The sequence below is a fragment of the Fusobacterium sp. genome, assembly GCF_030528405.1.
Lineage (GTDB): Bacteria > Fusobacteriota > Fusobacteriia > Fusobacteriales > Fusobacteriaceae > Fusobacterium.
The window spans coordinates 1-22199 of sequence record NZ_JAUMYY010000028.1 but is presented as its reverse complement, the minus strand read 5'-3'; the positions used below and the strand labels follow the sequence as shown (position 1 = coordinate 22199).

Here is a 22199-nt window from a genome sequence, read left to right as displayed (position 1 = left end):
TAATTAAATTTAAGTTTTTTTAAAAAAAATTCTATTATATTTTTTAAAAGAATAAAATAAAATATCTATATAAAAAATTAATAAAGTTAGGAGAGAAAAATGTTAAGTACAGAATTATTTATTGGAGCTGTTTATTTTGCTGGTTTATTTTCCTTTTTTTCACCCTGTATATTTCCTTTACTTCCAGTTTATATAGGAATGCTAAGTACAAGCGGAAAGAAATCTATTATAAAGACATTACTTTTCGTCACAGGGCTTTCCACAAGTTTCGTCTTACTTGGTTTTGGAGCAGGGAGCTTGGGTTCATTTTTAACAAGTTCTATATTTAGAATTAGTAGTGGAATAATAGTTATTATATTTGGAATTATTCAAATGGAACTTATTAAAATTCCTATTTTAGAGAGAACAAAGGTCTTAGATATCAAAGGAAAGGAAGATAATAGTATTTGGGGAGCATTTCTATTAGGTTTTACTTTTAGTTTGGGCTGGACTCCTTGCGTTGGTCCTATACTTGCATCTATTTTATTTATTTCAAGTGGAGGAGGAAATCCATATTATGGAGCTTTTATGATGTTAATTTACGTCCTAGGGCTTGCAAGTCCATTTGTCATATTAACTTTTTCTTCAAAGTATATCTTAAAAAAGATGTCATCTATAAATAAACATTTAGGTACTATTAAAAAAATAGGAGGTCTTCTTATCATAGTTATGGGGATTTTACTTATTACAGACAAACTAAGTATATTTTTATAATATATAAACATTAAAGGAGGGTTTAGTATATGAAAATACTAAAAAAATTATTTTTAACTGTCATGCTTTTTATTTTAGGAGCTGGGGCTAGTTATGCCAAAGAACAAGATCTTTCCAAAATTATTCTAAAAGATATAAATGGTATTGAATATGATTTTGGAAAACAAAATAAAGAAATATATGTAAAATTTTGGGCTTCTTGGTGTCCTATATGTCTTTCTGGCTTAGATGATATAGATAAATTAAGTGGAGAAAATAAAAATTTTGAAGTTATAACTGTTGTCACGCCTGGTTTAAAAGGTGAAAAGAAAACAGAAGCCTTTAAAAATTGGTATAAAGCCTTGGGCTATAAAAATATAAAAGTTCTTTTAGATGAAAAGGTTGAGCTTAGTAAAGCTTTAAATATCCGTGTTTATCCAACTTCTATTATTTTAGGAAAAGACGCTAAAGTTAAAAAAATTATACCTGGACATTTAGAAAAAGAAAAAATTGAAGGTTTATTCTCTTCTAAAATGGAAAATAAAATGATGAATGACAGCGATATGAAAATAGAAAAAGATATGAAAAATTCTACTATGCACAATATGAATATGAAAGATAAGAAAGCTATGCAAAAGTCTTCAAATAATATTGCTGAAATTCATTTAGCTGGAGGATGCTTTTGGGGAGTAGAGGCGTATATGGAAAAAATATATGGTGTTGTTGAAGCAAGTTCTGGTTATGCAAATGGTAAAACTAAAAATCCCAAGTATGAAGATTTGATATATAAAAATTCAGGACATGCTGAAACTGTTCTTGTCAAATATGATAAGGATAAAATTGATCTCAGCACTCTATTAAAATATTATTTTAAAATTATTGACCCTACAAGTTTAAATAAACAAGGGAATGACAGAGGTACTCAATATAGAACTGGTGTTTATTACTCCAATAAAGAAGACAAAGATATTATAGAAGAAGAAATCAAAGAACAACAAAAAAAATATAAACAAAAAATTGTAGTTGAAGTTCTTCCACTAAGTCAATTCTACTTAGCAGAAGAGTACCATCAAGACTATTTAAAGAAAAATCCTAATGGCTACTGTCATATTGATTTATCAAAAGCAGATGATATAATAGTAAACGAAAAGAAATATCCAAAATTAAGTGAAAAAGACTTGAAGGCTAAACTTAATTCACTACAATATGAAGTAACACAAAACGCCCATACAGAAAGAGCATTTCAAAATGATTATTGGAATTTTTTTGAAAAAGGTCTTTATGTTGATATAACAACTGGAGAACCTCTGTTCTCATCAAGTGATAAATATGACTCGCAATGTGGTTGGCCTAGCTTTGTAAAACCTATTGTACCTGAAGTTGTTACTTATCATAAAGATACTAGCTTTAATATGCTAAGAACAGAGGTAAAAAGCAGAAGTGGGAATGCTCATTTAGGTCATGTTTTTGATGATGGTCCTAAAAATAGAGGGGGAAAAAGATACTGTATAAATAGTGCTGCCATAGAGTTTATTCCTTATGGAGAAATGGAAAGTAGAGGTTATGGATACCTAATCCCACTTATAAAATAAAAATCAAGGAGAAAATAGCTATGTATAGACTTATGATTGCAGATGATGAACCTTTAGTTAGACGAGGAATAAGACAACTTATAGATTTCTCTTCCTTAAAAGTTGCAGAAATCTATGAGGCAACAACAGGAGAAGAAGCTTTAAATATATTTAAAGAATTTCAACCAGAAATCGTTCTCATGGATATTAATATGCCTAAAATAGACGGATTATCAGTTGCAAAGAAAATTAAAGAACTCATACCAAAAACAAAGATAGCTATTATAACAGGTTATAATTACTTTGACTATGCACAAAGTGCTATAAAAATTGGTGTAGAAGATTATATTTTGAAGCCAATTTCAAAAAGTGATGTCTCTGAAATTATAACTAAGTTGGTAACTTATCTGGAGCAGGAAAAAAAAGATGAAGAAATAAAAAAAATTATAAAAAACTTTAAAATAACAGATGACCTCAAAGATACCTCAAAAAACAATTATAAATTTTTAATACAAGATTATATTGAAAATAATTATGATGATAGTCAATTCACTTTATCTGTTCTCTCAGAACACCTAAACTTAAGCTCCAGTTATTTAAGTGTTATATTTAAGAAAAATTTTGGACTTCCTTTTCAAGACTATCTTTTACAAAAAAGAATGGAGAAGGCTAAATTATTACTTTTAACAACAGAATTAAAAAATTATGAAATATCTGAAAAAGTTGGCTTTGAAGATGTAAACTATTTCATAACTAAATTTAAAAAATACTATAATATTACTCCTAAGCAATATAGAGAAAGTGTGTTAAAAAATGAAGATAAATAAGCCCTTAAATATAAAAATAGGATTTTATTTCCTTGTTACCAACTTAGTTTTAGTTTTACTATTGGCTAGCTTATTTTATTTTAGTTCAAGCTCTCTTCTTCTGGAAAAAGAAATTAAAGCAAAGACTGAAACTATTGAAAAGAGCGGTAATTACATTGAGCTATATATAAGTAAGCTCACAAGTTTAAGCCAAATTATCTCACAAGACAATGCAGTTATTAACTATTTAAAAAACAAAGATGAAACTGAAACAAATAGAATTTTAAATATGCTAGACAATACACTTGCCACAGATCCATATTTAAAATCTATAATTCTTATAAGAAAAGATGGAGCAGTTCTTTCAAATGAAAAGAATTTAAATATGAAAATTTCTAGCAATATGATGAAGGAAGATTGGTATGTGGATTCTCTAATGAATCCCATGCCTGTTTTAAATCCTCTTAGAAAACAGAATTTTTCACATAATGGAATGGATGACTGGGTTATCTCTGTCAGTAGAGAAATTACAGACTCAAATGGGGAAAATTTAGGAGTCCTTCTAATTGATATAAAATATCAAGCTCTTCATGAATATTTTTTAAATCAAGAATTTGATGTAAACAGTGAAGTCGTCATCTTAGATGATAGCAATAGAATAGTTTACTATAGAGAAATTCCCTATACCTACTCTCAAGAGGAATATTTAAAAAAGCTTAGATTGATAGAAGATGGTTATAATAAAAAAGAAAATACAATCACTGTAAAATATCCCATCAAAAATACTCATTGGACCATAATTGAAAGTGCTTATATGAAGGAAATACTAAATTTAAAAAGATATTTCTTAGAATTAATTTTAATAAGTTCTCTTCTTTCATTTATTATCACTATATTTATAAGCATCAGTATACTAAGACGAATTACTAAACCAATAAAAGAACTGGAAAATCATATGAATAACTTTGCCAGTAAACTATCAAAAATAAAGCTTGAAGGTGATTTAAGTATTGAAATTCTAAGTTTACAGAATCATTTTAATGAAATGATAGACAAGATTAAATATCTGCGTGAATATGAAATAAATGCTCTTCATAGTCAAATCAATCCACATTTCTTATATAACACTTTAGATACTATTATCTGGATGGCAGAATTTCATGACACTGAAAAAGTTATTTCCATTACCAAGGCTCTCTCTAATTTTTTTAGAATTTCATTGAGTAATGGTAAAGAAAAAATCCTTTTAAAAGAAGAAATAAATCATATAAAAGAATATCTTTATATACAAAAACAAAGATACGAAGACAAATTGGAATATAGTATTTCTATAGATAGCTCCATTGAAAATTTGGAGGTTCCAAAAATTATTTTACAACCCATTGTCGAAAATGCTATTTACCATGGAATTAAAAATTTAGATAGTACAGGTCATATAAGAATTTATTCAAAAATCAGTGAAAAAATTATAGAAATAATTGTTGAAGACAATGGAGTTGGCTTTAATTTTTCTAAAAATTCCAATTTAAAAATGGGTGGAATTGGAATTAAAAATGTGGACAAAAGGATTCAATATTATTACGGGAAAGAATATGGAGTAAATATTGATACAAGCTTTAGTTCAGGAGCTAGAATAATAATAAGCCTTCCTCATATTTAATATACTTTATCAAACAAATAGCCTTATACCATATATAATATAAGCTTTTGCTGCCATAGACCCTCAAGAGCTTCTACATAAAAAAAAGTGTTGAGCACTTATAATTAAGTTCTCAACACTTAAAATTATATTTTTATTACTTAGTTGCCTTGTATTTTTTTATTTCTTCAGTTAAGATAGGAAGGATTTTATGTAAATCTCCAACTATTCCTAAATCCGCAACTGAGAATATAGGTGCAAATCTATCCTTATTTATCGCTATTATAAATTCAGATTCTTCCATACCTGCAACGTGTTGTATAGCTCCAGAAATTCCTAATGCAAAATAAACTTCTGGTCTAACTGTTTTACCAGTTTGTCCTACTTGTCTATCATGCGACATATTTCCAGCATCTACTTGTGCTCTTGAAGCAGAAACAATTCCTCCTAATTCATTAGCTAAATCTTCTAGCAATTCAAAATTAGCTTTTGCTCCTACACCTCTTCCACCAGATACTAATATCTTAGCTTCAGAAATATCTACTTTATTTCCACCTTCTTTTACTACATCTAAAACTTTTACTTTTAACTTAGAAGTATCTAAATTTACTTGGAAATCTACTATTTCTCCATTTTTTCCTTCAAGTCTAGCAATTTTTTTCATAACTCCCGGTCTAACAGTTGCCATTTGTGGTCTGTGATCTGGTGATACTATTGTAGCCATTAAGTTTCCACCAAAAGCAGGTCTTGTCATTCCAAGTTGTCTTTCTTTATCCTTTAATAATTCTAATTTTGTACAGTCAGCTGTTAATCCTGTGTTTAATCTAGAAGATACTCTTGGTGCTAAATCTCTTCCCAAAGTTGTCGCACCAAATAAAGCAATTTCAGGTTTTTCATCAGTTATAACTGCATTTAAAACTTGTGTATAAGCTTCTGTATCAAATAATTTTAATTCAGGTCTATCTACAATTATAACTTTATCAGCTCCATATTCTACTAAATCTTGAGCAAGCCCTTTTACATCATGCCCTATTAATACAGCAGTTACCTTTGCTGCATCTGGATGAGTTGCTACAACTTCAGCTATCTTAGCTGCCAAAGCTTCATCATTTTTAAATGTTGCAGAAGCTGAACTACTGCTTCCTTTTTTCTCAAAATTATCTAAATAATCATGTTCATTTTCATTTGCATTAGCACTAGCTATATAGTCTTCTCCTAATTTTAATGCTAATTGTTTATTTATATCATATGCTAATTCTGTTGCTTTTCCTAATAATTCTAATCCTACATTTTGTAGTACACCTTCTCTTTGTTCTGCATACACTAGGATTCCTTTATAATCATTTAAATTCATATTATTTTCTCCTTTGTCTTAGATTAGATTATAAATTTTTCTTTTAATTTTTCTAATATGATGTTAGCTGCTTCTTTAGCATCAACCTCATGTAATACTCCAGGTTCTTTTACACCTTTAGTAAATGATTTATTTACTTTTGTAGGTGAACCAGCTAAACCTATTTTTGCAGGGTCAACATCTATATCAGCAGATGTCCAAGTTTCAAATGGTCTTTCAAATACATCAACAATAGCACCAACGCTCATATATCTTGGTTTATTTGCTTCAGCAAGAACTGTAACTAAACCAGGAGTAGGAAGTTCTAATAAGAAATATCCTTCTTCTGTTGCTCTTTTAATCTTGAAAGATTTAGTTTCTTCATTATATTCCATTTCCTTTACATAAGATACTTGAGGTAAATCCAAATGTTCTGCTATTTGAGGTCCTACTTGTGCAGTATCTCCATCTATTGCTTGTCTTCCAGCAATGATTAAATCTATATCTCCTATTTTTCTTATAGCAGCAGCAAGTGTATTAGAAGTTGCTAAAGTATCCGCTCCTCCAAATTTTCTATCTGTTACAAGTATGGCTCTATCGGCACCCATTGCATACGCTTCTCTTAAGATAGCTTCTGCTTGAGGTGGTCCCATAGTTATAACTATAACTTCTGCTCCATATAAATCTTTAAGTTTTAATGCTTCCTCTAATCCACCCTTGTCATCTGGGTTCATTATACTAGGAACACCATCTCTTATAATTGTTCCTTTTACTGGATCTATTTTTACTTCAGTTGTATCTGGAACTTGTTTTATACAAACTACTATTCTCATTTTATTCCTCCACCTCATTATTATTTTATTATGTTAGCTGCGATTACCATTCTTTGAACTTCTGAAGTTCCTTCATAAATTTCAGTTATTTTCGCATCTCTCATCATTCTTTCAACTGGATATTCTCTTGTATAACCATATCCACCAAATAATTGAACCGCTTTAGTTGTTACTTCCATAGCAGTTTCTGCTGCAAATAATTTTGCTCTTGCTGCATCTAATGAGTATGGTAATCCATTAGTTTCTCTGAATGCTGCCTTATAAACAAGAAGTCTTGAAGCTTCTACCTTAACATCTAAATTAGCAATTTGGAATTGAGTATTTTGGAATTGTGCTAAACTTCTTCCAAATTGTTTTCTTTCTTTCACATAATTAATTGTTTCATCTAGTGCTCCTTGAGCTATTCCTAATGCTTGAGAAGCGATTCCTATTCTTCCTCCATCAAGAGTCATCATAGCAACTTTAAATCCTTTTCCTTTTTCTCCTAAAAGATTTTCTTTAGGGATTCTACAATTTTCAAATATTAATTCACAAGTTGCAGAACCTTTTATTCCTAGTTTTTTCTCTTTTTTACCAATTGAAAAACCAGGTGTATTTGCTTCAACTATAAAAGCTGATATACCCTTTAAACCTTTAGATTTATCAGTCATAGCAAATATTACATAAACATGAGCATAACCTGCATTTGTTATGAATATTTTAGAACCGTTTAAAATCCATTCACCTGTTTCAGGGTCTTGAACTGCCATTGTTTGTTGCCCAGCAGCATCTGTTCCAGCATTTGGTTCTGTTAAACCAAAAGCTCCTATCCATTCTCCGCTAGCCATTTTTGGTAAGTATTTTTGTTTTTGTTTTTCCGAACCAAATTTTAAAATTGGCCAAGCTCCTAGAGATGTATGTGCAGAAACTATAACTCCAGTTGTTCCACAAGCTTTTGATAATTCTTCAACAGCCATAGCATACATTAAGTAATCTCCCCCAGCTCCACCATATTGTTTTGGTATAGGGATACCCATTATTCCTATTTTAGCCATTTTTTCTACAGTTTCAACAGGAAATCTTTCTTCTTCATCTACCTCCGCAGCGATAGGTTTTACTTCTTTCTCAACAAATTCTCTAATCATTTGTCTAAAAAGTTCATGTGTTTTAGGTACATTAAATTCCATCATTTTCCTCCTTATGGATTTGTTAAATAAAACTTTTACTCCATTTTACCATTCTACCACAACTATGTCAATACCTTCATATTATTTTTTTCTGTTTTTTTAAATTTTTATACATCTTGTCCTCTTTGCGAACTTTTTTTAATTCCTTACATTTATTTATTTTTCTAATTCAATATGCTATAATATCTAAATTGAGGGAGTGTATAAAATATGGAAGAAAAACTTGAAAGTATTATACCGTTACTAAATAAAAATTTAAAAATCATACAAAGGGCTGACTATTTTAATTTTTCAATAGATTCTTTACTAATTTCTGAATTTTTAAATATAACTAAAAATACTAAAAATATTTTAGATTTGGGAACTGGTAATGCTGCAATTCCACTTTTTTTGTCTAAAAAAACATCTGCAAGTATATATGGAATTGAAATTCAAAAAGTTTCTTATGATTTAGCTATAAAAAATATTAACATTAATAATTTGAATCAACAAATATATATCATAAATGATGATATGAAGAATTATTTACATTATTTTAAGCATGGAAGCTTTGATATAGTTGTTTCCAATCCTCCTTTTTTTAAATTCAATGGAAACAAAGCTCTTTTAAATGATTTAAATCAATTAACTATTGCAAGACATGAAATAAAAATTACTTTGGAAGAACTTATAAAAATTGCCTATGACTTATTAAAAGATAGAGGCTATTTTTATTTAGTACATAGAGCTGATAGGCTTTCGGATATTTTAAATATTCTTAGAAAATATAAACTGGAAGCAAAAAATATAAAATTTTGCTATACAACTTCTAAAAAAAATGCAAAAATTATACTTATTGAGGCAATAAAAAATGGTAGAACTGGATTAAATATTCTACCACCGCTTATTATAAATAAAGATAATGGTGAGTACAGTGATGAAGTCCTAGATATGTTTAAATAAATTTTATGGAGTGATAAATTATGAATCATGAAAAAAAAGTTATGAGAATTATTAGTACAGCTAATTTCTTAGGAAAGGTTTTATTGATGAGTGGAGCAGAAACTTATAGAGTTGAACAATCTATCTCTGAAGTTTGTAAAAGATTTGGATTAAAAGCTGAATCGTTTGTTACAACAACCTGTGTCTTAACTTCCGCCAAAAAAAGGAATGGAGAAATTATAACCGAACTCAACAGAATCTATAGCCTTTCTAATAACTTAAATAAAATTCACAAAATTCATACAATTGTTTTAAATATCAATAAATATGACCTTGAAAGCTTGGAAGCTGAAATAAAAAAAATACATTCCGAATCAATTTATAGGAACTACATTACTTTAATATCATATTTTTTTGCCGCTGCTTTCTTCGCTCTTCTATTTAAAGGAAATATTTTAGATGCTATAGTCGCTGGCTTTGGAGGAGCTTTTATTTTCTATATGATGAAATTTGCCAATAAAATTAAAGTTAATAATTTTTTTATAAATACCTTAGGAGGCTTTATAGTTACTATTTTTGCAGCTCTTGTTAGAAAATTTAATATAATTGAAAACGCTTCTTATTCAACAATTGCAATACTAATGCTTTTAGTGCCTGGTCTTGCACTTACTAATGCTATAAGGGATTTAATTAATGGAGATTTTATTGCTGGAAATTCCAGATTGGTAGAGGCTTTTTTAATCGGTGGAGCTCTTGCTATTGGAACTGGTTTTGGTTTAGCACTTGTTTATTAAAAGGAGACAGATATATGAATTATATCGAAATTATCTATGCTTTTTTTGCCACTTTTTTCTTTTCTATAATCTTTAATTTAAGAGGAAAAAAAATTATTCTTACCAGCTTTTGTGGTGCACTGGGTTGGTTTGCACTACTGTTTGCACAAAATGCTAAATATTCCAAAACTGCCTCATTTTTTATTGCAGCTATAGTTATTACAATTTATTCTGAGATTCTTGCAAAAAAATTTAAAACTCCTGTAACTACTTCTCTAATTCCTGGTCTTATACCTTTAGTTCCTGGGGGTGGAATTTACTATACCATGTATTATATAGTAAGTAATGAATTTTTAGCAGCTCGTGCAAAGGGTATGGAAACTCTTTCTATAACTGTTGCGTTAAGTGTGGGAATTTTTTTAGTGTCAACTTTTTTCCAAATATTTAATAAATTTTTTAAATATCTTACCATTTTAAGAAAATATAGCAAACGTGCATTTAAATAAAAAATATATAAATTCTAAATTACTGTATATATAAAAATAGAGGGATTATTGCAATTTAAAGATTTATAGATGTTTTGAACTCATACCTAATATTAATTTCCATTATTTTTATTGAAGCTATGCTTCTCAAAAATATTGAAATTTCATATTTAAGCTGACAAACAAAACTTTTTAAAATCTAATTTGCAACAGTCCCTCCATTTTTTATTATTTCCTAACTGGAACTATTTCCAACCAATACCCATCAGGATCTGTTATAAAATATATACCCATTTTTTCATTTACATATACTACACATCCCATTTCAGTATGTTTTTTAAAAGCAGCATCATAGTCATCAACTCTAAATGCCAAATGAAATTCTTCATCCCCTAAATCATATTTTTTATCCCTATCTGCTAGCCAAGTAAGTTCTAATTGAAAGTCAGTTATGCCATCTTCCAAGTATACTATTTTATAACTTCCATCTTCAGCAAATTTTTTTCTTGCAATTTTTAAACCTAAAGCTTCTTCGTAAAATTTTATACTTTTATCTAAATCTAAAACATTAAAATTCTCATGAATAAAATGAAATTTCATATCCTTCCTCCCTTTTATTTCATAGGTACAAAGTATTGTGTCCACATAGCTACCTCTGTTAAAGCTGGATGAGCTGTTATACTTTCAGTAACACTTGTTATTTTTTGCGGGTCCAGATACCTACTAGATTTTTCTGCCCTCATTTTAATTGTTTCTTCTGAACCTATTTCAGATTCAAAAATAACATGCTCTATATTTCCAGTTGTAAGCATTGTAGCATAAGGTTGTATAAGTAAACTTGCTTCTTTACCAATTATATGTGCGCCTAAAATCTTTTTAGATCTTACATCTATAATAACTTTCACAAAGCCATCATCTTCTTCACCATCATTATGTCCTAAAGCATATCCCTTGGCTGTACTTGAATAATAATTATAACCAACTCTTATATCCCAATTTTTTTCTTCTGCCAATTCTCTAGCAGCTTCCTCTGTATAACCAATCTGTGCAACCTGTGGATAAGTATAAATTACTGCTGGAATAGTATCAAATCTTGCAAACCTTCTTTCTGCTTTCTCTCCATCCTCTATTTGACCTTCTGGTAAAGCTGATGGAAATAAATTATTAACAAGAATATCTGCTTCATAATTTGCCTTATGTCTCAATTGCCCATGTCCATTTATATCCCCTATGGCATAAACTCCATCCACACTTGTTTCTAAAAATTCATTTGTTCTTATCCAACCTGCTTTATCTATTAAAATATTACTATTCTCTATTTTCAGTAAATCTGTATTAGGTATTACTCCTGCTGCTACTAGAATCTCTTCTCCATGAACTTCTAAAATCTCTCCGGAAATTTTATTTTTTACAGTTAATATTTTTTCATTATTACCCATTCTCAACTCTTTCAATTCAGAATTAAATTTTAAATCAACTCCATATTTTGAAAGCATTCTTCCAAGTTGCTCAGATATAGCTCTATCCGCTCTTGGAATTAATCTATCTCTTGATTGAACTAGAGTAACTTTAGTACCTAAACTGGAAAAGAAATGAGCAAATTCAGTTCCTATTGCCCCTCCTCCAATAATAATTAAACTCTTATAAGGTTTTTTAGGAAATTTTTCTCCAAAAAAATCTTCTGTTGTTACATATCCTGTTTCAAGAGCTCCCTCTACATTGTCTATTCTTCTACTCCTTGCCCCAGCTGCTAAAATAATTTTATCTGCTGTAAACTCTTCACTTAATTCACCGTTATTATATTTAACTTGAAGAACCTTATCTCTCACAAAAAAGCCAGTTCCTTCATAAACATCTAAGTTTTCTTCCCTTTTATATTCTTCAAGTATATCCATACTTTCATCTATCTTAGTCCATACTCTTTCACTAAGCTTTTTCCAGTCAATTTTTACAGCTTCAGTTTCTATTCCTATTTCCTTAACTTTTTCATTCTCTCTTATAAAATCTGCAACTGTTACCATAACCTTTGTTGGAATACAGCCTCTTGTTAGACAGGTTCCTCCAAATTTCCCTTTTTCTATCTGTGCAACTTTTAAACCAGAATCAAGTGCAGCATCTGTAACTATATTACCTGCTCCTGTTCCTATAACTATAACATCATATTTTTTCATTTTATTTTTCTCCTCTTGCATAATAAACTAATTAAATTTATTATAGGTTATATTTTTGAAAATTTTTGTGATTTTATCACTTTATGAACCTATCTTATAATTTTATATAAATTGTAACTCTTCAGAATTTTATTCTTTCCTAAAAATAAATAAATATTCATGCGCCAATAGTAAAAAATTATACTTAATACTATTTGTTTTCCAAAAACCAGTTGCTTTACAATTATGTTGTTCTTTAATTATGATTTCTTTTAATTTAAAACCTACTGATTCAAATATTTTCATAGTTTGAAAACTTAATGGTTGAACATGTCCCTTTATTCTGGTATCTCCCATTAAAATAGCACAAAATTTATCTCTTTTTAAAACTCTATAACTTTCTGAAGCGACTTTCTTCATTTCTTCTAAAAATTCAAAAATTTTACAATGTGATAAGTCTCCTTCTATACTTTCACTATATTTAATTATATTTGCATAAGGTGGATGAGTACAAATAAAATCTATACTTTCATTTTTAATAAAGAAGAGATTTCTAGCATCTCCTTTTTTTATATATACTTTTCCTGAATTATCATATTCAAAATTTACTTTTTCTTTACATCTTTCTAATGCAATGTCATTTATATCTATGCCAATTATGTTTCTATTAAGTAATTTCGCTTCGACTAAGGTTGTGCCTCCACCAACAAATTGATCTAAGACTAAGTCTTTTTCTCTGGAATATCTAAGTAATAAATTTCGTGGAATATAAGGAGACCAGTTGCCTCTCCATTTTGCATCATGAGTCGCCCATTTCCCTCTTTCTGGGAAACTCCAAACTGTATTCATTTCAAGTTCAAAATTTTCAGGACCCCATTTAACTATCTTTTTATTTATCATATCAATACTATTCCCCTATGTATATTTTTATAATTCCTATTTTTTTATCAAAAAACCACTTTGTTTTTTTAGGGACAATTATTCCGTATTTTCTAATAAAGTACTTATTTGCATATTTATAATCCTTTCATTAGAATCTCTTCTAATAGACCATCTTCAATCATTTTTATATTCATCACATAATCTATTCCATTAAAAGTTTCTAAAAGTGGTCTTCTAGCTGTGAGCCAACCTTCCCCATCTGTCAGCCATATGAATCCTGTCTTTTCATCTTTAACTAATTCAAATAAATTGTAAAACTCTCCTGCTACAGATTTTAATTTAGAACCCCCTCCACTATAATAGTTTACTTCCATTAAATAAAGCCTTTCTCCTGTATCTATTGCAAAATCAAAATGTCTGTCTGCCTTATCTGTTGAAACCATTTTTCCAAGTTCTTTTTTTATTTTACCTGCTGTTGCTTGTTTTAAATATTTAAAATCATACTTTTCACAAATAGCTTTTACATAAATTTCTGCTAAATTTTCCATAGCTGTTCCACTTCGATTTTTTCTGGCATTCGTATCAAGTCCAACTTCAACCCCTATTGAATAGTCTACTAAATTTTTAATACTTTTATTTGATATTATCTCTAGAAGACCAGTTTTTTCAGCAAAGAAAATTATTTTTTCTATTTCTTCATCTGTGTAATATTTTTTCTTCAAAAAAGAATATTCTATATCCCCTCCAATATCAGCAACTTTAATATTTGTACCTCTTACTGCAATCAAAAATGGAATTATTGGAATAATCTCAGGATAATCTTTAATTAAGTCTTTTAACTTTTTCTTGATGTTATCTTTTCCAACAAGACTATTTAAAATATTTAAAGGAACTTCTATTTTAGATACATTTCCTAAAACTTTAGTCCAAGCGACAAAAAAATCATAAGTCTTAATTGTATCCTTTAAATTATTTAAAATATAATCATAAACTGCATTCTCTGAAAATATACCCATAGATTTATACTTTTCAATATACTTCATAGCTGTCACTCCTTATAATTAGATATTAAAAGCTCAGTTATATCTCCTCTATTTCCTGCTTTTGAGTTAATGAACCTTTTTGCATAAACTCTTTCGATTTTGTATTTATTATATAAATCATCAAAAAAGTTATCATCATCATTACTATTTTTAGGGTCGGAATTACTTAATAAGACCTTTCCTTTTTTAGATGTTATGGTGTCTATAAATTTTTTTAATCTTATTTGCTCCTCATCATTAAAATTATTTTCTGTATACGATGTAAAACTTGCTGTTGCTGTAAGTGGACGATAAGGTGGATCTATATATACAAATGTTTTTTCGTCTATAAATGAAATACATTCTTCATAACTTCCATTCCTTATTTTTACATTTTTAAGTAGTTTACTGATCTTTATTAAATTTTCCTCATCACAAATAAGAGGTTTTTTGTAAGAACCCATTGGTACATTAAAATTTCCTTTTTTATTAACACGAAACAATCCGTTAAAACAAGTCTTATTTAAAAAAATAAACAGAACAGCTTTTTCAATATTTGTTTTTTCATTGCCATTTAATTTTAAATAATTGAATCTTTCTCTTTTTTTATAATAATATAATTTTCTTTCTTCATTTTCTAAAATAATATAATTTTCTTCAATTTTTTTCAGTTCGTTAACTAACTCCTTTAAATTTTCTATTATTTGCCTATATGTATTTATTAATTCATTATTAACATCATTTATAAGAATTTCTTCTATTGAATAGTTAGATAAAATATCAAATAATACTGCCCCTCCTCCAACAAATGGTTCACAATATTTTTTAATATTATTTTTTAATCCAACAGGGTATCTTTTTCTTATTTCTGTTAAAAGCTGACCCTTTCCTCCAGCCCACTTTATGAAAGGCTTCACTGTCATATTTCTTCTCCTGTCCCATCTGAAATAAAAATCATTTTTAAATTTTTTTATTTTATCGCCTTGCTTTTCCACTTATATGTTCAATTTTTATTTTAAAAACCTTGGTTCTAGCTCCCGACCTCTCAATATATTTCTTTCCTTCCTCTAAAAAATCAGCAGAATACTTTTTTATTAACTCAAAAAGAGCTTCTTCCTTCTCTTTTTCTGTCAATTCTAAAATTTTTCCATATATTATTGCACTTTCATACTTTGTAGAAAATTTATCTGGTAAAATTTCAGTTCTACCAATAACTGTAAAACATACTCTACTGTCTCTTCCAAAAGCTTCAACTTTAAGTCCTTCAACAGCACTATGAAAGTAAATTTCGTCATTTACATAGGAATAACTTAGAGGTATACCATAGGGATAGCCATTGTCTACATTTATTGTTGAAAGCACTCCATAATTATTTTCATCTATAATTTTCTTTGCCTCTTCTAAACTTATTTCTCTTTCTTTTTTTCTTATCTCCCTAAACATAAACTTCCTCCTTCTCTTATAAAAATCGACTGAAATTTTATTTCCAGTCGTCTTTATATTTTTATTTGTTTTCAAAAGTTGACTCTATAAATAATTCTTGGAGCTGCTTTTCATCTACAATATTTGGAGCTTCTGTCATTAAACACTGTCCTTTATTCGTCTTAGGAAAAGGTATTACATCTCTTATAGATTCTTCTTTTAACATAACCATAAGCCATCTATCTATACCAAAAGCTAGACCTCCATGAGGTGGCGCTCCGTATTTAAATGCTTCTAAGAAAAATCCAAATCTTTCTTTTGCTTCTTCTAAACTGAAACCTAACCTTTCAAAAACCATAGCTTGAATTTCAGGATTAAAAATTCTTATAGAGCCTCCTCCTATTTCTGATCCATTTAAGACTAAATCATAGGTATTAGTTCTTATATCTTCAGTCTGTCCTGCTAAAAATTTTTCCAAATCTTCCTTTTTTATTGAAGTAAATGGGTGATGTTCAGCTTTGTATCTTTGTTCTTCTTCGTCATATTCAAACATAGGAAAATCAACTACCCACAAAAATTTAAACTCATCCTTGTTAATTAAATTTAAATCTCTTCCTAATCTAAGTCTCAATGCTCCAAGTGCAGCATTAACAATTTTTTTCTTATCAGCTACTATAAAAATTATATCCCCTGTTTTAGCTTCAGTTTTTTCTATTATAGCTTTTATTTCTTCATCAGATAAAAATTTAGCTATAGGTGATGAAATTTCATCTTTTCCAAGTTTTATATAAGCTAGCCCCTTTGCTCCAAAATATACTTTTAAATAGTCTTCATATTCTGCTATTACTTTTCTTGAAAATTTTTCAGCACAATTAGGAGCTGCTAAAGCTTTTATTATTCCACCATTTTCTATGGTAGAGCTAAAAACCTTAAAATCTGTATTTTTTAAAATATCAGTTAATTCTTTTAATTCAAGCCCAAATCTAATATCTGGTTTATCAGAACCGAATCTGTCCATCGCTTCTTTATGAGGCATTCTCTCAAAAGTATAATTAGCCTCTTCTCCTGTCACATTTTTAAAAACATATTTTGCAAGCCCTTCTATTTCATTCATTACATCTTCCTTCTCAACAAAGGACATTTCTATATCAAGTTGAGTAAATTCAGGTTGTCTGTCCGCTCTTAAATCCTCATCTCTAAAACATTTTGCTATTTGAAAATATTTTTCAACTCCACCTATCATTAAAAGCTGCTTAAATAACTGTGGTGATTGAGGTAAAGCATAGAAAGTTCCAGCATTTATTCTACTGGGAACTAAGAAATCTCTAGCTCCTTCAGGAGTAGATTTTGTCAAAATCGGAGTATCCACATCTAAAAAGCCTGCCTTGTCCATATAATTTCTAATTGACATTATCATTCTATGACGCATTTTTAAATTATTTATCATTTTAGGTCTTCTTATATCTAAATATCTATAGGTAAGCCTTATATTTTCGCTTAAGTTTTCATCTACTCCGCCTATTTGAAATGGTAAAATATCACAAGGATTTAAAACTTCTATCTCTTTTGCAAAAACTTCTATATCGCCTGTTGGGAGATTAGGATTTTTGCTGGCTCTTTCCTTAACTTCCCCCACAACTCTAATAACAGTTTCGTTTTTTAATTTTTGAGCAAGTTCTACAACATCTTTTGTTGTAAAATCAATATCAAAAATAATTTGAGTTTTCCCTTCTCTATCTCTTAAATCAACAAAGGTTAAGCCCCCCAAATCTCTTTTAGTATCAACCCATCCTGATAATGTTACTATTTGTCCAATATCCTCTATTCTTAATTCGCCTAGATTATGTGTTCTATAAATCACAGTTTCTCAACTCCCACTAAAATATTTATTATTTCGACAGTTCATTTAAAATATCTTCAAATTTTACTTCTTTTTGCTCTCTAGTTTCAAAATTTTTAATTACAACTACATTTTTGTTAAGTTCATCCTCTCCAAGTATTAAACAATATTTAACCCCAAGTTTATCAGCCTTTTTCATATGTGCTTTCATAGCTTTGTTTGAATAATCTACATAGGTTTTAAAATTATTTTTTCTCAAATCTTCACTTATTCTCATTGCTTTCTCTATTGTTTTATCCCCTATCCAAGCTACATAAACATCCGGATTGTTCTTAGGATAGTCTTCTAAAAGCATCATTATTCTTTCTACACCTGCTGCAAAGCCGACAGCCGGTATATCTTTATTACCTAACTCTTTCAGTAAATTATCATATCTTCCACCGCCCAAAACAGTGCCTTGAGAGCCAAGCTTATTTGTTACAATCTCAAAAACCGTACTTGAGTAATAATCAAGACCTCTTACTAAACTCGGATCTTCTGTATATTTTACTCCGAATATATCCAAATATTTTTTAACTTCTTCATAGTGTTTTCTTTCTTCCTCAAATAAAGAATCTATTATACTCGGCACATCTTTATAAAAATCTTTATGTGAATCAACTTTGCAGTCAAGCAACCTTAAAGGATTTCTATTTATTCTGTCCTTACAATCCTCACATAAATCATCCAAATATTCTTTAAAATGATTTACTAACTTTTCTCTGTAAAGAGATCTTGACTCTTTTGAACCAACTGAATTTATTTTTACTTCTAAATCTGTAATTCCCAATTTTTTAAGTAAGTTATAGCCCATTGCAATAACTTCAGCATCAAGTATGGGAGATTTCTCTCCTAAAACTTCAACCCCTATTTGATTAAACTCTCTTTGTCTACCGGCTTGAGGTCTTTCATATCTAAACATCGAACCATTGTAATAAAATCTGCTGACATCTTCCTTTGCATAAATAGCATTTTCTAAATAACATCTGACAATAGAAGCTGTATTTTCAGGTCTTAGAGTTATAGATCTTTCCCCTCTATCTTTAAAAGTGTACATTTCTTTTTCAACTACATCCGTTGCCTCTCCTATACCTCTTTTAAATAAGTCTGTTTCTTCAAAAATTGGCGTCTTAGTAAAATTATAACCATAGTTTTCAAACATTTGCTGTGTTACATTTGAAATGTAAATATATTTTTTCGCATCTTCTCCTATTATATCTTTTGTTCCTCTTACAGCTTTTATCAGTTCCATATTTCTACCTCCTACTTTCTATTTCAATTATTTCAAATAATATAGGTACCTTATACTTTTAATCACTCCATAATTTATTTAATTTCTCTAAAATTAGCTTTTCGTTTTTATTATTTCCAGGAATATAATATTTTTTCTTTTCATTCATATATTTTTGTTTAATAAAATTTTCACTGTAATTATGTGGGTATTTATAGTCTACATTATCATGTTTTATATTAAAGGGAACAGCTTGCAAATTTCCTTTCTTTATATCTGAAAGTGCACTATCTATAGCTAGATAAGCTGAATTACTCTTAGTGGATATAGCCAAATAAATAACTGCATGAGCTAAAATTATTCTAATTTCCGGCATTCCTATTCTTTCGCTTGCATTCATTGCTGCATTTGCAATGAGAATAGCTTCTGAATTTGCCATTCCTATATCTTCACTCGCCTCAATAAAAAGTCTTCTGGCTATGTATCTTGGGTCTTCACCACCATCTAATAATCTTGCCAACCAGTAAATAGCTGAATCAGGATCACTTCCTCTCACTGATTTTATAAGTGCTGAAATCATATCATATTTATCCTGCTTTTTATGAAAGGATACATTTCTTTCTTTAAATAAATTTAAAACTTCTTCTTTTGAAATCTGTGAATGAATATTTGAATAGAGTTCAACATAATTCAGTGCTATTCTTGAATCTCCCTGTGAAATATCCATAATTATATTTTTTATCTCATTTTCCATATCAATTTTTAAATATTTTAATGCTTTCTCTATAAGGCTTTCTATATCCTGCCTATTTAAAGCTTTAAATTCAAAAATCATAACTCTTGATAAAAGTGCATTATTTAAATTATAGTATGGATTTTCCGTCGTTGCTCCTATTAATATCAATGTACCGTCTTCACAATATGATAGTAGGGCATCTTGTTGATTTTTATTGAATCTATGAATTTCATCCAAAAATAGAATTGTTTTCTTATTGTAGTATTCTATATTTTTTCTGGCTCTTTCTGCGACCTCTCTAATATCAGAAACTGAAGCAACAGTTGCATTTAATTTTTCAAAATTACAATCCAAAGTATTTGAAATTATTTCTCCTAAACTGCTTTTACCACAACCCGGAGGACCAAAAAAAATCGAATTTGTCAAAGTTGAATTTTCTATTAACTTAGTTATTATTCCATCTTTACCAAGTAATTTTTCCTGCCCTACAAAATCATCTAAATTTTGTGGTCTAAGTCTATATGCCAATGGCTTTTTATCCTCATAATTTTCCTTAAATAAATTCATAGTTTTTCCTCTGATACCATTCTTTATAATTTTTTATTTTATCATATATTGTAAATTTTTTATACTGTTTCTTTTTATGTATTTAAAAATAGGGCTGTTGCATTTTAAAAATTTACAGGTTTTGCAATAGCCCCTTTAAGTTAAAATTAAAAATTTTCTAAAAATCTTGCATAGATTCTCTTAGGAATGGAAGTAGTGAACGAGTTACAATAATTTTTCTGCTCTCTATATTTAAGCACATTATAGCTCCTCTCTCCATTAAGTCATACCAGCTTGTCTTGCTTATGCCGAACATTTGAACTAAATCCTTTGTGGAGCAAAACTCACCTAAGTTATCCAAAAGCATATTTTCTAAAAATGTTTCTATCTCATTTTTAGGCGACCAGTTAAAGAAATTGTTAATATAAAAATCCTCTTGTGTAAGAGGATTTGATATTGGGTACATATTAGTGCTGAAATTTAAACACTTAAAAAAAGAAGAAAGTTCATATTCCTTTCTTCCATACTTAAATCTTGATTTTATATTTTCATTTTTTACAAGCATATAAATAAAAGTTAAACTTAAACCTAAATTTTCTTGAAGTTTTTTTGCGCTTGCATACTCTCCTATTCTGTTTTTTAAAATCTCTAAAATTATTGCTCTGATATTCATAGTATCCCTCCTAATAATTTTTAATTTTATTTTTATAGGATTATGTGAATATCATTCCCACCTTATATTAATTCTTAAAAATATGGGAGAAAATTTCTCCCATATCAAAACTACTTTTTATTCAAAATTTTTTCAAGTTTGTCCTCTAAATTTTTTACTCTTTCTTTCAATTCTTGATTTTCTTTTGCTTGAACTTTATTTTCCCTTGTCAATCTCGCAAGTTCTTCCTGCATTATATAACTAGGTGTGTTAGTTGCTGATGAACTTCCACCCTTACCTAGCTTCCAAGTTAAACCTACATTTGCCATTGCATTTGTCTTTCTCTCATTGCTAAGAGCTACTCCTGCCGTCATCATTACATTTTCCTTAAAGTAATGTGTCAGTCCTACTGCTATGGCATGCTTATTTCTATATGTACCCACTCCTGCCATTATTTGATTTGGCGCTTGCGGATCATATTGCATAGGATGTAGAGCAGATAGTGCTGCTGAAAGTGAGCCTATTCCTCTCATTTCATCTTTTGCCTCTCTTACTTCTTTTCTTAAATTTTGTATTCCAACAGTTCCTGAATTTTGCATTACATTATAAAGCTGTTTTCCCGTTACCGCGTCTGTTGATGTAGCTGATAATTCTCCGTCTGCAACATTAGTTATCTTTCTTTTTAAAGTTGCAGAACCTACTGATACCTCATTAGAAGCTGTTACTGCTGAATTATTCCCTAGCGCTACTGAATTTGTTATTCCTGCTGCAATATTTACATTAGAACCCATTACAAAGTTATCATCACCTGCTATTGTATTGTCATTACCGAAGGCATAAGAACGATTACCTGTTACTATATTTGGATCTCCAAAAGCTCCTGAATTATTTCCGCTTACTTGGTTTTTATATCCGACTGCTGTTGATTCATTCCCTGTTACCACATTGCCATGACCAAGACCTGTACTGTTTGTGCCTGAGGCTGTGTTTGCTACTGAATTAACCGTTGCAACTGCAAGCTTAGCCTTCCAAGCCGCTATATCCGTTGCCGATAGATTACTTCCATCTTTTGCAGCTTTTACATTTAGCTTAGCATCTGTCTGTGCCTTAGTATAAGCATCAACAACTCCGCCTCCACCAAGTGAGGCTGCTGCTATTGCGTCTTCCATCTGTTTTTTATTGACTGCGTCTGTATCATTTGTTCCTGCTGCTAAATGAACTATTTTTCTTCTCTTAGCATTAGAGCCCACTGATACCACTTGGCTTTCTTCAACTGTTGAATCATTTCCCAATACTACTACATCTGTTATCGGGCTGCCGGCAGCTCCTATACTTACCTTATTTCCTAATATATGGTTATTATTAGAGCCTGCTGCTATTTTATTATATGAACCTATAGCCCAAGAATTATCTCCTTCTA

At 29.5% G+C, this 22199-nt stretch carries 21 protein-coding genes; 7 read left to right on the top strand and 14 right to left on the bottom strand.

The annotated features are described in order from the left end of the window. Positions 1-99: 99 nt before the first annotated feature. From Q4A58_RS05790 to Q4A58_RS05775, 4 genes are read left to right on the top strand one after another with little or no spacing between them, the layout of a single operon-like run. The gene (locus Q4A58_RS05790) at positions 100-753 is read left to right on the top strand and encodes a cytochrome c biogenesis CcdA family protein (protein ID WP_303117393.1); all 654 of its coding nucleotides are present in this window, start codon (positions 100-102) and stop codon (positions 751-753) included. Between the two features lie 29 nt (positions 754-782). Beyond that, entirely contained in the window at positions 783-2324 is a 1542-nt protein-coding gene (gene msrAB, locus Q4A58_RS05785; protein WP_303117391.1) for a bifunctional peptide-methionine (S)-S-oxide reductase MsrA/peptide-methionine (R)-S-oxide reductase MsrB, read from the top strand. A gap of 20 nt (positions 2325-2344) precedes the next feature. Then, positions 2345-3130 (top strand): response regulator, encoded by a 786-nt coding sequence (locus Q4A58_RS05780; RefSeq protein WP_303117389.1) that lies wholly within the window; start codon positions 2345-2347, stop codon positions 3128-3130. Further along, positions 3117-4769 carry a sensor histidine kinase gene (locus tag Q4A58_RS05775; protein ID WP_303117387.1) on the top strand — a complete coding sequence of 551 codons (1653 nt, stop codon included), beginning with the start codon at positions 3117-3119 and terminating at the stop codon, positions 4767-4769. Before Q4A58_RS05780 ends, Q4A58_RS05775 begins: the two co-directional genes overlap by 14 nt. 136 nt (positions 4770-4905) lie before the next feature. On the opposite strand, the gene Q4A58_RS05770 is transcribed toward Q4A58_RS05775, so the two are convergent. From Q4A58_RS05770 to Q4A58_RS05760, 3 genes are read right to left on the bottom strand one after another with little or no spacing between them, the layout of a single operon-like run. After that, positions 4906-6102: an electron transfer flavoprotein subunit alpha/FixB family protein gene (locus Q4A58_RS05770; RefSeq protein ID WP_303117385.1), complete on the bottom strand. Its 1197-nt coding sequence runs from the start codon at positions 6100-6102 to the stop codon at positions 4906-4908. A 23-nt stretch (positions 6103-6125) separates the two neighbouring features. Further along, positions 6126-6914, bottom strand: a complete 789-nt coding sequence (locus Q4A58_RS05765; protein ID WP_303117383.1) for an electron transfer flavoprotein subunit beta/FixA family protein — start codon at positions 6912-6914, stop codon at positions 6126-6128. A gap of 20 nt (positions 6915-6934) precedes the next feature. Continuing rightward, complete coding sequence (locus Q4A58_RS05760) at positions 6935-8080, bottom strand: acyl-CoA dehydrogenase (protein WP_303117380.1); 1146 nt, start codon at positions 8078-8080, stop codon at positions 6935-6937. A 210-nt stretch (positions 8081-8290) separates the two neighbouring features. On the opposite strand from Q4A58_RS05760, the gene Q4A58_RS05755 reads away from it, so the two are divergent. The 3 genes from Q4A58_RS05755 to Q4A58_RS05745 are packed head-to-tail and all read left to right on the top strand — an operon-like array spanning position 8291 to position 10280. Continuing rightward, complete coding sequence (locus Q4A58_RS05755) at positions 8291-9022, top strand: tRNA1(Val) (adenine(37)-N6)-methyltransferase (protein ID WP_303117378.1); 732 nt, start codon at positions 8291-8293, stop codon at positions 9020-9022. Positions 9023-9042: 20 nt separating this feature from the next. After that, positions 9043-9795, top strand: coding sequence for a threonine/serine exporter family protein (locus Q4A58_RS05750; RefSeq protein ID WP_303117376.1), 753 nt, complete (start codon positions 9043-9045; stop codon positions 9793-9795). Between the two features lie 14 nt (positions 9796-9809). Beyond that, positions 9810-10280: a threonine/serine exporter family protein gene (locus tag Q4A58_RS05745; RefSeq protein ID WP_303117374.1), complete on the top strand. Its 471-nt coding sequence runs from the start codon at positions 9810-9812 to the stop codon at positions 10278-10280. 207 nt (positions 10281-10487) lie between these two features. Here Q4A58_RS05745 and Q4A58_RS05740 read toward each other — a convergent pair whose 3' ends face one another. From Q4A58_RS05740 to Q4A58_RS05690, 11 genes are all read right to left on the bottom strand, one after another. After that, the gene (locus Q4A58_RS05740; protein WP_303117371.1) at positions 10488-10859 is read right to left on the bottom strand and encodes a VOC family protein; all 372 of its coding nucleotides are present in this window, start codon (positions 10857-10859) and stop codon (positions 10488-10490) included. 14 nt (positions 10860-10873) lie between these two features. Next, positions 10874-12430: an FAD-dependent oxidoreductase gene (locus Q4A58_RS05735; protein ID WP_303117370.1), complete on the bottom strand. Its 1557-nt coding sequence runs from the start codon at positions 12428-12430 to the stop codon at positions 10874-10876. A gap of 129 nt (positions 12431-12559) precedes the next feature. After that, positions 12560-13306, bottom strand: a complete 747-nt coding sequence (locus tag Q4A58_RS05730) for a TRM11 family methyltransferase (RefSeq protein ID WP_303117395.1) — start codon at positions 13304-13306, stop codon at positions 12560-12562. A gap of 119 nt (positions 13307-13425) precedes the next feature. Beyond that, entirely contained in the window at positions 13426-14334 is a 909-nt protein-coding gene (locus tag Q4A58_RS05725; RefSeq protein WP_303117368.1) for a type II restriction endonuclease, read from the bottom strand. Positions 14335-14339: 5 nt separating this feature from the next. Next, positions 14340-15236 carry a DNA adenine methylase gene (locus Q4A58_RS05720; protein WP_303117366.1) on the bottom strand — a complete coding sequence of 299 codons (897 nt, stop codon included), beginning with the start codon at positions 15234-15236 and terminating at the stop codon, positions 14340-14342. Between the two features lie 52 nt (positions 15237-15288). Next, entirely contained in the window at positions 15289-15756 is a 468-nt protein-coding gene (locus Q4A58_RS05715; protein ID WP_303117363.1) for a pyridoxamine 5'-phosphate oxidase family protein, read from the bottom strand. 61 nt (positions 15757-15817) lie between these two features. Next, complete coding sequence (gene aspS / locus Q4A58_RS05710) at positions 15818-17596, bottom strand: aspartate--tRNA ligase (RefSeq protein ID WP_303117361.1); 1779 nt, start codon at positions 17594-17596, stop codon at positions 15818-15820. A gap of 28 nt (positions 17597-17624) precedes the next feature. Continuing rightward, positions 17625-18866 carry a histidine--tRNA ligase gene (hisS, locus tag Q4A58_RS05705; RefSeq protein ID WP_303117359.1) on the bottom strand — a complete coding sequence of 414 codons (1242 nt, stop codon included), beginning with the start codon at positions 18864-18866 and terminating at the stop codon, positions 17625-17627. A 58-nt stretch (positions 18867-18924) separates the two neighbouring features. Continuing rightward, positions 18925-20148, bottom strand: coding sequence for a replication-associated recombination protein A (locus Q4A58_RS05700; RefSeq protein ID WP_303117357.1), 1224 nt, complete (start codon positions 20146-20148; stop codon positions 18925-18927). A gap of 157 nt (positions 20149-20305) precedes the next feature. Continuing rightward, positions 20306-20800 (bottom strand): hypothetical protein, encoded by a 495-nt coding sequence (locus tag Q4A58_RS05695; protein WP_303117356.1) that lies wholly within the window; start codon positions 20798-20800, stop codon positions 20306-20308. A 110-nt stretch (positions 20801-20910) separates the two neighbouring features. Then, the coding region (locus Q4A58_RS05690) for a YadA-like family protein (protein WP_303117355.1) at positions 20911-22199 on the bottom strand (1289 nt) is incomplete at its 5' end.